The following is a 13,607-nucleotide window of genomic DNA, read 5'->3' as shown; positions in this document are numbered from 1 at the left end:
TTGCCCTGTGCCGCTGCCTTTTGTTTAATGCGCAAGCCGCGCTGACAGAATGATTGAGACGCGGGTGGGAAACGCATTGTGCGCCGGGAGGCACGATGAACGATCCGATCCTCGAGATGCGTGGGGTCTCAAAATCCTTCTTCGGCATCAAGGCGCTGCGTGCCGTCGATCTCACAGTCTATGCCGGCGAAATTCATGCCCTGATGGGTGAGAACGGCGCCGGCAAGTCGACGCTGATGAAGATCCTGTCCGGCGCCTACAGACCAGATCCCGGCGGCGAGATCCGCATCGAAGGACATCCGGTACGGATCGAAGGCCCGCTCGGCGGCCGCGCGGCGGGCATCTCCATCATCTATCAGGAGCTGTCGCTCGCACCCAATCTCAGCGTTGCCGAGAATATCTATCTGGGACGCGAGATATCGCGGACTGGCTTGCTGGCGCGCGGTGCCATGCGCGAGGCCGTCGGTCCCATCCTGAAACGGCTCGGCGCGGACTTCCTGCCGTCGACGCTGGTGACGCATCTGTCCATGGGACAACGGCAGCTGGTCGAGATCGCACGTGCGCTGCACGCGAGATCGAAGATCCTGATCATGGACGAGCCGACCACGGCGCTGTCGGCCGGCGAGAGCGCACGGCTGTTCGCACTGATCCGCCAGCTTCGCGCCGAGGGCCTCGCCATCATCTACATCTCGCATCGCATGGACGAGGTCTACGCGCTCGGCGACCGCGTCACCGTGCTGCGCGACGGCCGGCTGGTCGGCTCGCTCGACAAGGCCGAGATCCGTGCAGACACCATCGTGCGGCTGATGGTCGGGCGCGACGTCTCATCGTTCTACAAGAAGGACCATGATCCGGAGGCAGGACGCGGCCATCCCGTGCTCGCCGCGATCGACATGGCCGATGGCCTGCGCGTCAAGGGCTGCTCGCTGACCGTGCATGCGGGTGAGGTGGTCGGTCTCGCCGGCCTGATCGGCGCCGGCCGCACCGAGCTTGCGCATCTCATCATCGGCGCGTTGCCAAAAACCTCCGGCCGGCTCGAGCTGGAGGGGCGCCCGGTCGAGATCCGCACGCCGGGTGAGGCGCTCGAGGCCGGGATCGCCTATCTGACCGAGGACAGGAAGGCGCTCGGCCTGTTTCTGGACATGTCATGTCTGGACAACATCAACCTCGCGGTGCTTGGCCGCGATGCGAAGCTCGGCTGGTTCCTGGATCGCGACAAGGCACGCGAGCGCGCCGATCGGGCCTTCGTAGGGCTCAGCATTCGCGCCGCCAATATCGGCGTTCCCGCCGGTGGCCTGTCCGGCGGCAACCAGCAGAAGCTGCTGCTGTCGCGGCTACTTGCCATTGCGCCAAAGGTGCTGATCCTCGACGAGCCAACGCGCGGCGTCGACGTCGGCGCCAAGTCCGAGATCTATTCGATCATCGACAATCTCGCCAAGGCTGGCACCGCGATCCTCGTCATCTCGTCCGATCTGCCGGAGATTATCGGCATCTGCGACCGCGTCGTCGTCATGCGAGCCGGGCACATCGCCGGTGAGGTCAGGCGTGAAGCTGCGGTCGCACTGAACCAGGAAGACATCATGGCGCTTGCCACGGGGATGGAGCATCTCGATGCCTGACAATGGTGCTTCGCAGGCCAAGGCGGCATCGACGGCGACCAACGGTGCTGCCGCAGAGTCAAAGCGCCAGCGGGTGAGGGTGCTGATCAGCGCGCTCGGTATGTTGCCGGTGCTGCTGATCCTCTGCGGCGGCTTCCATTTCCTGTCCGAGGGCCGCTTCTTCACCGGACAAAATCTAGGCATCGTGCTGCAGCAGGCCGCGGTGAACACCGTGCTCGCCGCGGGCATGACCTTCGTCATCCTCACCGGCGGCATCGACCTTTCGGTCGGCTCGATCCTGGCGGCTTCCGCGATGGCCGGGTTGACGCTCTCCAAGATGCCGGAGCTCGGAATGCTGTGGCTGCCGGCCGCGCTGCTCACCGGCCTTGGCTTCGGTGTCGTCAACGGCGCGCTGATCGCGCTGCTCCGATTGCCGCCCTTCATCGTCACGCTCGGCTCTCTCACCGCCGTGCGCGGCCTGGCGCGACTGCTCGGCGCCGACACCACGGTGTTCAATCCCTCGATTCCCTACGCCTTCATCGGTAACGGCTCGCTGACGCTCGTTCCCGGCGTCGCCTCGATCCCATGGCTCTCGGTGATCGCCCTGCTCGTCATCCTCGTCTCGTGGCTGGTGCTGCGCCGGACCGTGCTCGGCGTGCACATCTATGCGGTGGGCGGCAATGAAAGCGCGGCACGGCTTGCCGGCATCAAGGTCTGGGCCGTGCTGATCTTCGTCTACGGCGTCTCCGGGCTTTTCGCCGGGCTCGGCGGCGCCATGCAGGCGGCGCGGCTCTATGCGGCCAACGGCCTGCAACTCGGACAATCCTACGAGCTCGATGCGATCACCGCCGTGATCCTGGGCGGCACCTCGTTCGTCGGGGGCATCGGCTCGATCTGGGGCACGCTGGTCGGCGCGTTGATCATCGCCGTGCTCTCGAACGGCCTGATTCTCGTCGGCGTTTCCGACATCTGGCAATATGTGATCAAGGGCCTGGTGATCATCGGCGCTGTTGCGCTCGATCGCTACCGGCTGCAGGGCTCCGCCAGAACATGAAAGGTTCCGGTGCGGCTACTGGTCTGCCGTGCCTGACATGAAGACAGACCAGGGAGGAAGCCAATGTTGAAGACGATCACGCTCGCCGGCGCCGCGACGGCGCTTGCCCTAAGCGCCGCGCCATCCTTCGCCAAGGAGCTCAAGTCGATCGGCGTCTCGCTGGGGTCGATGGGCAATCCGTTCTTCGTCGCGCTGTCGAAGGGCGCCGAGTTCGAGGCGAAGAAGACCAATCCCAATGTGAAGATCACGTCGGTCGGCTTCGAATACGACCTCGGCAAGCAGGTCACCCAGATCGACAATTTCATCGCCGCCGGCGTCGACCTGATCCTTTTGAACCCGGGCGATCCCAAGGCGATCGGGCCGGCGATCAAGAAGGCGCAGGCGGCGGGCATCGTCGTCGTCGCAGTCGACACCGCAGCCGAAGGAGCCGATGCCACCGTTACCACGAACAACGTGCAGGCCGGCGAGATCTCCTGCCAGTACATCGTCGACAAGTTGGGCGGCAAGGGCGATGTCATCATCGAGAACGGGCCGCAGGTCTCGGCGGTGATCGACCGCGTCGTCGGCTGCAAGAACGTCTTGTCGAAGAATTCCGGCATCAAGGTGTTGTCCAACGACCAGGACGGCAAAGGCTCGCGCGAAGGCGGTCTGACCGTCGCGCAGGGTTATCTGACCCGCTTCCCCAAGATCGACGCCATCTTCGCGATCAACGATCCGCAGGCGATCGGCACCGACCTTGCGGCGCGCCAGCAGAACCGCAGCGGTATCGTCATAACCGCGGTCGACGGCGCGCCCGATATCGAGGCCGCGCTGAAGGATCCGCAGTCGCCGCAGATCCAGGCCTCGGCTTCGCAAGATCCGTTCTTCATGGCGCGGCGGGCCGTGCAGGTGGGCGTCGGCATTCTCAATGGCCAGAAGCCGGCCTCGACCGTCGAGCTGCTGCCGTCCAAGCTGGTGACCAGGGACAACGTCGCCGAGTATAAGGGCTGGACCTCGGATCGTTCCCAGTAAGATGCCGTCCCTTGCCGGGAGCGCTTGAAACGGGGATGGCGGGCGGCGTTTGAAACCACGCCGCCCGTCATGCCAAAGCCAATGTACGTGCCGATCTGCTGTCCGAGCGGGCGGGCTGCCTCTTGTGTTAGCCTCGCGCAACCTCGACTGGTCGAATCGGAAGCATATCTCGTGAAATCCAGGACATCGGGCACCGCATCCGGCACCGCGTGGCGTCATGCCAATGTCGGGCGTCTGCTCAACAATGCGGTACGCCGCTTCGAAGGCCGCGTGCTCGAATTGATGAGCGAACGAGGGCACGATGAGACGCGCATTGCGCATGTCAGCCTCACCCGCAATCTCGACGTGGAGGGGACGCGGCTCACGGAGCTCGCCCGCCGGGCGTCCATGAGCAAGCAGGCGATGGGCGAGCTGGTCGATCAATGCGCCGAGCTCGGCCTCGTCGATCGCATCCCCGATCCGACCGACCGGCGCGCGCGCATCGTCACGTTCACATCGGCCGGGCGCAAATGGCTCGACGCGTTCCGCGATGCCGTCGACATCGCCGAGCAGGAGATGCGCGTCGAACTCGGCAAGACCGGCATGGACGCGATCCTGAAAGGGCTGACGGTCTACGGGGCGAAGTTCGACACGCTCAACGATACCGATTAGTCAGGAGGCTTGACGATATCGTCAGGCAACCTTACCATGCAAGATAGTGCTGGTGGGGAGAAGCGCCTTGGAAACACGTCTGACGGCCTCGGTGCTCATCGTCGGCGGCGGGCCCTGCGGGCTGATGTTGGCCAACGAGCTCGGCCGGCGCGATGTGTCCGCGATCCTGATCGACGAGAAGCCAGGCACCGCATTCAATCCGCAAGCCAACGCGACGCAGGCGCGCTCGATGGAGCACTACCGGCGGCTGGGTTTTGCCGACGAGATCAGGCGCGAGGGCCTGCCCGCCGATTATCCGACCGACGTTGCGTACTTCACCCGCTATGCCGGTTACGAACTGGCACGCTTTGCGCTGCCGTCATCTTCGCGCGCGGGCGAGCTGATCAAGGGCATGTCGGGCTCCTGGAGTGCGGCCGAGCTGCCGCACCGGGTCTCGCAGAAATACGTCGAGGCGGTGCTGCGCCGTCATGCCGAACGGCTTCCAGGCATCACGCTGAACTATGGCCACCGGCTGGTCAGCTACGTCGAAAGCGACGACGGCATCGTCGGCGAGATCGAATGTCTCGACAACAGCCGCCGCTTTCAGGTCCGGGCCGACTTCCTCGTCGGGGCCGACGGGCCGCGCTCCCACGTCCGCCAGTCGCTCGGCATCGTCTATGGCGGCGAGACCGGGACGCAGCGCGATTTCATGGGCGGCCGCATGCTGGCTGCGTATCTCCGCTCGCCGGAGTTCTACGCGAGCATCCCGCACGCCCAGGCGTGGATGTACAACTGCTTCAATGGTGACCGCCGGGCCTTCATGGCCTCGGTGAACGGACGCGACGAATTCGCGTTTCACACCCAGCTGCGGCCGGGCGAGGACGAGAGTGCGATCACGGTCAACGAGGCCAAGGCCGCGTTCCAGCGCGCCTGCGGCGCGGCGATCGAATGCGATGTGCTGTCGTTCCTGACCTGGACCGCCGGTCACGCGCTGGTCGCGAACGGGATGCAGCGGGGCAGGGTGTTCCTCGGCGGCGACGCGGCGCATCTGTTCACGCCGACCGGCGGGCTCGGCTACAACACTGCGATCGAGGACGCGGTCAATCTCGGCTGGAAGCTTGCAAGCGTCGTCAAGGGCGTAAGCCCGGTATCGCTGCTCGACAGCTACGAGGTCGAGCGGCGTCCGGTGGCGCTCCGCAACACCGACTATGCCCGGCGCTTCGCGGATTCCCTTGGTCTCTTCGCGCCCGCGCCAGACATCGAGGACGCCACGGACGAAGGCAACGAAGCGCGGCGGACGGCAGGCATCTATCTCGAACAGCACGCCCGTGCCGAATTCAACATTCCCGGCGTCACCTTTGGCGGGCGTTACGACGGCTCTCCGATCATCGTCTCCGACGGCAGCCAGCCGCCGCCTGATGCTGCGAACGTCTACATTCCCAGTGCCTGTCCCGGTGGCCGCGCGCCGCACGCGTGGCTGGACGACGGCGTGTCCCTGTACGATTTGTTCGGATTCGAATGGACGTTGCTCCAGTTCGGCGAGGTCGCGCCGGCGCCCGCTGCGGTCGCCGACGCCGTCCGCATGCTCGGGGCGGATGTGAAGCTCGTCACGCTGCCGGGATCCTTGCGCGAACTCTATGATGCCGACCTTGCTTTGATACGTCCCGACCAGATCGTGGCCTGGCGTGGCAGCGCATCACAGGCCGGAACGATCGGGCGTGTCCTCGCCCGCGCGCTTGGGTACAGCGCAGGCGAGGGCGCGCCAGCGGCTTCAGCCGGCGGTGTATGAACTGGTGCGCGGAGACTGAACGGCGGACGGAAGCTTGCTCGCGAAGGCGCGGGTCTTGGGCTGGACACGCGATCCGTCGATCACCTCGAGCCGGCCGCAGCGGTTCAGGGTGTGCAGCTTTCTGCCGGGCCATACCGGTCCGGGCTTCAGGGAATGGCGGACGATCTGCCTGAAGGCCGTCGGCGACAGCTCGATCACTTCCGCCAGCGCGAGCGCCGCACCGTATCCGTCGGCACAGTTCTGGACCGGGCGCCACAATTGGTCATTGATGGTCACGAAATTCCCCGCCGGCCGCGTGCTTGCACGGTCGATCAGGACCGGATTGCTGGCATGGGGCAACCAGGGCCCCAGGAGGTGCTCGGCGTAATAGATCGCCAGCGAATCCGAGTAGCCGCCGGTCCCGTCGCGCCAGGCGCCGAACAGATAATGCAGGCCATTGTGCTGCGTGATCGTGACGTCGGCGAGCTCAAGGCCTGAAAGGAGCGTCGCGTGTCGTTCCCATTTGTCCGGGAACCGAACGCATTTGTAGAGTGCGACGTCCCCGTGGATCGAGCTCTCCGGGATCATCCACAAATCGCCGCCGTCTTCGATCAGGAAGGGATAGGAGAGGTGCCAGGGCTCCTCCAGCACGGGCACAACCTCGCCGGTCGGCCCATAGTCGCCGAACTCGATCGCCGAAACGATGCCCTTTCCAACCCGGTGATCGAGGTCTTCGAAGAAGACGAATGTTCGGCCCTGCCACGTGACGGGAAAGGGATCGGCGTAGAAGCGATGGCCTGGATCGGGAAGAATGTTCCAGCCCGGTCCGGACAGATCTCCGGTCTGCCAGACGCCTGCACCCGTGTTGAAGCGCCATCCGACATGCCAATGCGGGGCATAGCAGCAGAGGCGATAAATCTCCTTGGCGATCGACACGGCAAGGCCGCGCGCGACATAGCCAGCGGGACCCCGGCGCGGGCCCTCTCCGGCGGGACGCGCCAGTTGCGGCACAATCCGCGGTCGTCCCGACAGGATCGCCGCCACCATGGTCAGCGTTCGCGCCATGACGGTTTCGAGTGCTCCGCTGAGGCCTGCGGCAATTTCTCCGGATGGATGGCCGCGATCGACGAGCGAGCCGTCGACTTCGTTGACGATGTCGATCACCGGCAGGTCGCCGGTCAGAATGGCGGCGAGCGCGGCGTTTTCGCCTGCAACTCCATTGAACAGCGGACGGAGATACAGCCGGGCGGAGTTGTTCGGATCGCGCGCGGCGCCGGTGAAGTCGACGACCACGTCGGCCGTCCCGGCGCGAACCTGCGTCTGTTCCGGAGCGATGTTCAGCCTGTTGGCGCCGCTCTGTTTGCCCTTGTGCAACACCAGGCGTTCGAGCTCGAACAGGGCGTCGAGACCTGTGGGGCGCGGCTCTGCAGTCGCCGTCCACGCGATTTGAACCGGAACTTCCCGGCCGTCGATCAACAGCGTCTCGCGGCCCATCCACCGCCGCGCATGCTCACGTTCACAGCGAAACTCGATGATCATGTCGAGCCAATCTATTCCAACGTATCAGGTCAAATGACCTGGCCGAGAATCCGAACGTATTCCTCCACCATGGCATCTACCGAATAGCGCAGCCGCAGGCCTTTGGCGTTTTGTCGCAGTTCGTCGCTTAAATGTTTGTCCGACAGCAGCCTGGAGACGGCTGCAGAGAGCTTCGCATGATCGGAGGCGTCGACGAAGAGCGCAGTCGGTCTTCCTTCGTAGGACAACACTTCGCGCAGGACGGGAAGATCGGTGACGACGGAGGGAACACCGGCGTTCGCAGCCTCGACCGCGGCCAGACCGAAGGTCTCGGCCTGTGTCGGGAATACGAACACGTCCAGGCAGGCGAGAAAGTCCGCCATCCGGCTGGGGGGAATCTCCCGGAGCAAATGCAGCCTGTCCGAAACCTTCAGTTCATTCGCCAGCAGTTTCAGCCGGGCCTCGTCGGCTCCCTGGCCGGCGAGCGCGAGGTGCCAGGACGGTTGGTCCGGCAGCAGACGTATCGCCATGTCGAGCCGCTTGTGCGGATGCAGCCTCGCTGCGCAGCCGAGCAATATGCGATCCGGCGGCAGGTTGAACTTTTGTCGTGCGGCTTCCTTCGACAGGGTGAGGGCCTTGTCGTCGAAGCCGTGCGGGACATGCACCATGCGCGACCGGTAGGCCGCGGGGTAGCGCGAATATTCGCGCTGCATGTCCTGCGAATTGAGCGTGATGCGGTCGAAGAAGCCAAGGCTACCCATGACGATGTCGGCCGTGCGGACCGGCCAGCTCATCGACAGCGCGGATGAAACCTGATTGGCGATGACAGGTGCGCGGCTGACGAGGCGCGTCACACCGCCGCCGATGACGTTGCCGAAATGCTGGAAGGTCAGGACGGCGTCGGGTTTGATGGTGCTGATATGGCGGCCGAGTGTCCACAGCATCCGCAGCAGCGCCATCGGATTGCCCGGGCGGCTCGGCGCGCAATAGAGCGTATCGGGCGGCTCATCGAAGGAATCCGATTTACGGAAGAAGAAGAGATTGGTGACGCGGTAGCCGCGCGCGGTTAGCCCGGCTCCAAGAAGCCTGGAGATCTCCTGCGCTCCGGCGTTCTCGGCCTGGGTTTGCGCGAGAAGCACGTGCAGCTTTCGTCCGCTGCCGTTCGACCGCGCGGGTGCCGTCGCGGTCGTCTCGCCCAATTCCTTATTCGGCTGATAGTGGAGCACCGATCCCGACCCGCTAAAGAAACGAAATCTTCACCTTCTTAACTCCGTACCTATCATGCGGGCATCGCGCGGACACCGACTAGCAACAAACGGAGTTAATGCCAGGCTTGGCAGTCGACATCGTTCCCGCAGGCATTTCACTGGTTCCCGAATGCTGCGCAGCGAGCGCGTTAACCAATCGACCTTGCGCGCGGCCAGCGCGTGATCGCGGACCACCGGGCGACGGCGTGATTGAGGCCTAGTCGCTGGAGTCGGCGCCGCGCACTGCGTAATTGCCGCGCTTCAAGGCGGAGAAGCGCAGCAGCACGAGGATCGAAGGATCCACCCCTGTTCGCCGGCGGCAGAGGAAGTTCAGGGCAATGGTCGCGAGCGCCAGTGACACGGTCGCCGAAATCGCCGCGCCAAGCAGGCCGAGCCAGGGAATGAGGATGAGAAATCCAACGAGCCGCAGCGCGACATTGGCAGCAACGACGGGAACGTAGATCCGTTCGTGGCCGGTCAGCTGAAGGATTGCAGCAGACGGGCCGCCTGCGGCCTGGATGGCCGTCCCGATTGCTAGCACGATCAAGACCGAGTGCTGCGCGGTGAAATGAGGTCCGAACAGGTTGAGGAGATAGGGGCCGCCGATCCAGATCGTTGCGAGCCCGGCGACAACGCATAGCGCGGTCACCTCCGCCATCAGCTGCAAGGTTCGCTCGAACTCCTGGTGGTTCTTGCTGAAATACAGCGAGGGAAGCCGGCGGGCTCCGAACGTGTATAGCGCCGCAGACAGCATGGCGAAGATATTGGCAAGGCGCGATGCGGCAAAGTAGATGCCGGCAGTCACTGGATCCAGCATCCAGTACACCAGAATGACGTCGAAATACTGGTTTGCGGCTTCAAGAATGGATGCAAGCCAGAAGTGCAGGGCGCTCGAGCGCCAGCGGGACGTTTCGGAGCGCGCCGGCGTACCGCGCAAATCCGGCAGCACGCGCGCGATCGAGACGATCTGCGCAACCAGGCCCACCGATATGGCAACTGTCATCACCGCCATCAACTCGGCGGGATCGAGTTGCCGATGACCGAGCAGCATGGCGAGCAGAAACAGGACGACGATGACTCGCCAGAAGAACTCGCGATTTCCTTCGCCCGTGAGAATGCTGACCAGTGAGCGTGCGATCTGGCTGCCGAGCATCACGCCGGCATTCACGGCCGTGTAAGCCGACACCGCAAGTATGAGCAGCCACCCGTCGCCTCTCATGTTCGCCGCGATGGCGATCCCGGCGATCACAATCAGCATTGCGATCGAGGTAATCTTGAAGCTCGATAAGAGGACACCTTTGGTGAGATCCGGCCTGTCGCCGACCTGATACTCGTTCAGGAATCGCACCAGCAACGATTCCTGGCCGACCAGTCCCACGACGGCGGCGATCTGGGCAACCGAAAGCCAGGTCGCAAAGATACCGAAGCCGTCGGGCGACATCGTTCGTGCCGCCAGCGAAAACAGCGCAAAAGCGAGCGCGCCGCTACCAACCTTGAGCAGGATGGTCCCGACGACACCGCGCGTGACGTCGCGCCGCATGAGCTGGAGGATGGATTTGATCATGAAGTTTAAGGAGCTGCTCTCTCCTGAAGAGACATGTTCCGATATCGGTGACAACCTAGCATGCCGAAAAAATGCGAGTGTTAATGCAGGGCATCCAGGATCTCGCCTGCGGCGTCGATATCGCGGATATGCCGGTTGCTTCACTGTGGAACATCGCCGTCCCCATTGTCCCAAATAGAGCAAGGCCAGCTCAGGCCTGCTGACGGCATAGTGCCACATCGACGGTCGAGAAAGGCGAGATAAGCCGCTTGAATGCGGAATGCCTCGCCGGGATCGACCGCAGAACTGCCAGAAGCCGGAATTTACGGAGAATCCCGAGCAAGAGGCGTGCCGGCTTTCGTCTGGGCGGCCGGCTCCCCCGCTTCATTAACCTCGATACCGAGAAATGATCGCGTTTGGTCCTGCGATGCGACATCAGGCCGGAGAATTGCACGTGCGGCTTTGGTTGACCGTGGGAGCCTGGATCATGACGGCGGATAGAACTGTGACCGAGCCGATCGGCGCAGCTGGCACTTCGACGATCGTTGCGGACATCGCGATCGTTGGTGGTGGCCTTGCAGGATCGCTTGCGGCGGCCGTGCTGGCGCGGGCAGGGCATCGCATCGCCCTGATCGACAAGCGGGCAGTCTATCCGGACGAGTTCCGGGTCGAAAAGATCGGCGGCCATCAATTGGCGATGCTCCGCAAGCTGGGCTTCCTCGACGCGCTCGAGAATGTCGCTTGTCGATATGATCAGGTGCTCAATATCCGGGAAGGCAAGGTGGTCGATGTCAGCGTCGGCCAGGCCTACGGATTTCCCTATGCTGATCTCGTTGCCATGGCGCGCAGCCGGATCCCCGAGCCATCCGATCTGATCGTCGACGAGGTCACCGCGATCAGCTGCAGCGACGACGTCCAGCATCTCGAGCTGGCGTCCGGACGGCGCGTGACCGCGCGTCTCGTCGTTCTCGCCACGGGCATGGCGGCGGCTCTCGGTTATAAACTCGGTATCAAGCGGCAGATTCTGGCCGAACGCCATTCGGTTTCGTTCGGCTTCACGATCGCCCGCCGCGATGGCACGCCGTTCGATTTCGAGGCGCTGACCTGCTATGGCGAGCGCACGGCCGACGGCATCGACTATCTCAGCCTGTTTCCGGTACGCGCCGGCATGCGGGCCAATCTCTTCATGTTCCGCGACCCGACCGATCCGATCATGCGCGAGCTGCGTCGTGAACCGGAAGCGACAGTTCTGCGTCTGCTGCCGGGATTGCGGCCCTATCTCGGCGATTTCCGCGTCACCGACCGTGTCCAGAACTGGGTGATGGATCTGACCGTCGTCGAGGGGCATCTCCAGCCCGGCATCGTGCTCATCGGCGATGCGTTCCAGACCAATTGTCCCGCCGCCGGCACGGGCGTCGCGCGCCTGCTGGTGGACGTCGATCGTCTGTGCACCGAATATGCTCCGAAGTGGCTCGCGACCCCAGGCATGGACCAGGAGAAGATTACGCAGTTCTATTCCGATCGCGACAAGATCGCGGCGGATCAGCAGTCTCTGAAGATGGCGCGTTTCCGCCAGGCCCTGACGTCACGCAACGATATCGGCTGGGATGTTCGGCGCCGGTTGCACTTCCTGCGGCGCAGCCTGGCACACCGCGTCGATCAAATGCATCCCGGCTGGCTCGGACGTGTTCGCGGGGCGTTGCGCGCCTGAGTTTCGCGGCCCTTCGCCTGCCATCCTTCAGCGCGTGGGAGTTGGAGTGCGGGCGGGCAGGAGCCGCAAATCCGACAGCCGCTTGGCCGCCAGTTTGAGCCAGGGAGCTTGCTTTAGCGCGAACAGGGCGATGGCACCTGCGGTGCTGCCGGCTTTCGTGATCGCCCACATTGGCGAGGGCTGTCCGCCGAACAGTTTCTTGTATGGTTCGTCACCAATGGTGAAATCGAGCATCTGATCGCCGCGCTCGATGCAATCCCGCGCTACCTGCTCGAACATCAGCGCGCCCAGGGACTGGCTCTTGTACCCGGCAATGTCGAAGGCGCTCATGATGATGAGGAAGCTGCCCTGATGGCAGAGGCCGAGCACCGCGGCGATCACTTCGCCGTCCATCTTCATGGCGTAGAGACGCACAAAGGAGCCGAGACCACGAAGGGCCACGTCGGAATAGAAGCCGAAATATTCCGGACGCTGGAGCAGATCTCCGTCGCCTTGCGCCTGAAAGCGCGGACCGCGAAACTTCCTCATCACATCCAGCGCTTCGAGCACTGAGGCGCTGTCGTTGCAGCATGAGAAGCTCAGCGCGCCCTTCTTCTGGAGCTGACGATATTTCTTTGCGAGCTCCTTCTGATAGGAGCGATCAATCGCACTGGCCCGCCATTGCTCGAACGGCGCGACGAGAACCGTCGCGTAGGCATTGGTGTCCATCGATACGCGGCGCGATGCGGCCAGGAGGTTCTCGATCGGAAGCCGCCCGTCGGGCAGCTTGGTCATCCGGAGCAGATCGAAAGGTCGAACGAGGCGCTGAATCTCCGCGCATGCGTCCGCGTCGTCGAGCAGTTGCGAAAACACTTTCTGGCTGCAAACCGGCGCCAGATAGTCGGAGACGCGGAGGTCGGCGAACTCGACGGTTCGGATCGGGCCGCGCCGGATCCGGAGCAAGGGCAGCACCATCGCAAGGGTGCCCGTCGCGCGGTGGCGGACCACGACGACCAGAGGTGTTGCACCCGCATCCGAAGCGAGCCTGGTGTAAAGGCTGTGCAGCCAGATCGGATGCTGGAACGCAGTGGCGGCCGAGCGATCAAACAGCTCGGCATATTCCGGAGACAGAAAGTCGAACGCCTGCTCGATGACGATGTCGAAGGTGTTGCTAAGTTTGTTCATGCGCAATCAGGGAAACCGGATAATTCGCGAAGTCGATCGAGCCGTGGCTACGCTTTATAGCAGGGTCGTTACGGGCTAGACACCGGCGGTGTGCGATTTGCATTAACGCGCTCAACCACGTTCGTATCGTTACCAAATCCTTAAATCCCAGAGCCGTTTGGGCTTGGTCCCAGGATGAGATCGTGCAGAGGCGGCCTGATGCCAGACAAGGCTCCGGGCAGCTGAAGTTCACCCGCCCCAACGAAACCGACAGCCGGCAGAGACATCCGTCGTTCGTGCGGCAAGCGACGATGCTCTCGGCCGGGCGTGGGCCTCCTGGCAGCTCGGTACGCAGCTTTCGACAGCGCGCCTCAGGTCTGGAGA

General features: G+C 63.7%; 10 protein-coding genes. 6 read left to right on the top strand and 4 right to left on the bottom strand.

What is annotated here, in order from left to right; all coding sequences use genetic code 11:
• The first annotated feature begins 95 nt into the window (after positions 1 to 95).
• The 5 genes from RAD10_RS20700 (at position 96) to RAD10_RS20680 (ending at position 6,082) form a co-directional block, all read left to right on the top strand.
• On the top strand, positions 96 to 1,619 hold the full coding sequence (locus tag RAD10_RS20700) for a sugar ABC transporter ATP-binding protein (protein ID WP_461619023.1): 1,524 nt from the start codon (positions 96 to 98) through the stop codon (positions 1,617 to 1,619).
• Complete coding sequence (locus RAD10_RS20695; protein WP_461619022.1) at positions 1,612 to 2,652, top strand: ABC transporter permease subunit; 1,041 nt, start codon at positions 1,612 to 1,614, stop codon at positions 2,650 to 2,652. Before RAD10_RS20700 ends, RAD10_RS20695 begins: the two co-directional genes overlap by 8 nt.
• Before the next feature lie 63 nt (positions 2,653 to 2,715).
• On the top strand, positions 2,716 to 3,663 hold the full coding sequence (locus tag RAD10_RS20690; RefSeq protein ID WP_461619021.1) for an ABC transporter substrate-binding protein: 948 nt from the start codon (positions 2,716 to 2,718) through the stop codon (positions 3,661 to 3,663).
• A gap of 171 nt (positions 3,664 to 3,834) precedes the next feature.
• Positions 3,835 to 4,314, top strand: coding sequence for a MarR family winged helix-turn-helix transcriptional regulator (locus RAD10_RS20685; protein ID WP_461619020.1), 480 nt, complete (start codon positions 3,835 to 3,837; stop codon positions 4,312 to 4,314).
• Positions 4,315 to 4,381: 67 nt separating this feature from the next.
• Complete coding sequence (locus RAD10_RS20680) at positions 4,382 to 6,082, top strand: FAD-dependent oxidoreductase (RefSeq protein ID WP_461619019.1); 1,701 nt, start codon at positions 4,382 to 4,384, stop codon at positions 6,080 to 6,082.
• Here RAD10_RS20680 and RAD10_RS20675 read toward each other — a convergent pair.
• From RAD10_RS20675 to RAD10_RS20665, 3 genes are all read right to left on the bottom strand, one after another.
• Positions 6,065 to 7,600 carry a glucosamine inositolphosphorylceramide transferase family protein gene (locus RAD10_RS20675; RefSeq protein WP_461619018.1) on the bottom strand — a complete coding sequence of 512 codons (1,536 nt, stop codon included), beginning with the start codon at positions 7,598 to 7,600 and terminating at the stop codon, positions 6,065 to 6,067. The two genes, RAD10_RS20680 and RAD10_RS20675, sit on opposite strands and share 18 nt — an antisense overlap.
• A 29-nt stretch (positions 7,601 to 7,629) precedes the next feature.
• Positions 7,630 to 8,805: a glycosyltransferase family 4 protein gene (locus RAD10_RS20670; RefSeq protein ID WP_461619017.1), complete on the bottom strand. Its 1,176-nt coding sequence runs from the start codon at positions 8,803 to 8,805 to the stop codon at positions 7,630 to 7,632.
• Positions 8,806 to 9,043: 238 nt separating this feature from the next.
• Positions 9,044 to 10,390, bottom strand: coding sequence for a lipopolysaccharide biosynthesis protein (locus RAD10_RS20665; protein WP_461619187.1), 1,347 nt, complete (start codon positions 10,388 to 10,390; stop codon positions 9,044 to 9,046).
• A gap of 466 nt (positions 10,391 to 10,856) precedes the next feature.
• Between RAD10_RS20665 and RAD10_RS20660 the strand changes: the two genes are divergently transcribed.
• Positions 10,857 to 12,080, top strand: coding sequence for an FAD-dependent oxidoreductase (locus RAD10_RS20660; RefSeq protein WP_461619016.1), 1,224 nt, complete (start codon positions 10,857 to 10,859; stop codon positions 12,078 to 12,080).
• A 27-nt stretch (positions 12,081 to 12,107) separates the two neighbouring features.
• Here the strand turns inward: RAD10_RS20660 and RAD10_RS20655 are convergent, their stop codons facing one another.
• Positions 12,108 to 13,244 (bottom strand): GNAT family N-acetyltransferase, encoded by a 1,137-nt coding sequence (locus tag RAD10_RS20655; protein ID WP_461619015.1) that lies wholly within the window; start codon positions 13,242 to 13,244, stop codon positions 12,108 to 12,110.
• Between the last annotated feature and the right edge of the window lie 363 nt (positions 13,245 to 13,607).

The organism is Bradyrhizobium sp. 23AC (assembly GCF_054863025.1).
This window is presented reverse-complemented; position numbering and strand designations above follow the sequence as displayed.

Coding starts and splice junctions, on each gene's coding strand:
- RAD10_RS20690 (WP_461619021.1), top strand. CDS start 2,716: ATGTTGAAGACGATCACGCTCGCCGGCGCCGCGACGGCGCTTGCCCTA.
- RAD10_RS20675 (WP_461619018.1), bottom strand. CDS start 7,600: ATGATCATCGAGTTTCGCTGTGAACGTGAGCATGCGCGGCGGTGGATG.
- RAD10_RS20665 (WP_461619187.1), bottom strand. CDS start 10,390: ATGATCAAATCCATCCTCCAGCTCATGCGGCGCGACGTCACGCGCGGT.
- RAD10_RS20660 (WP_461619016.1), top strand. CDS start 10,857: ATGACGGCGGATAGAACTGTGACCGAGCCGATCGGCGCAGCTGGCACT.
- RAD10_RS20695 (WP_461619022.1), top strand. CDS start 1,612: ATGCCTGACAATGGTGCTTCGCAGGCCAAGGCGGCATCGACGGCGACC.
- RAD10_RS20700 (WP_461619023.1), top strand. CDS start 96: ATGAACGATCCGATCCTCGAGATGCGTGGGGTCTCAAAATCCTTCTTC.
- RAD10_RS20655 (WP_461619015.1), bottom strand. CDS start 13,244: ATGAACAAACTTAGCAACACCTTCGACATCGTCATCGAGCAGGCGTTC.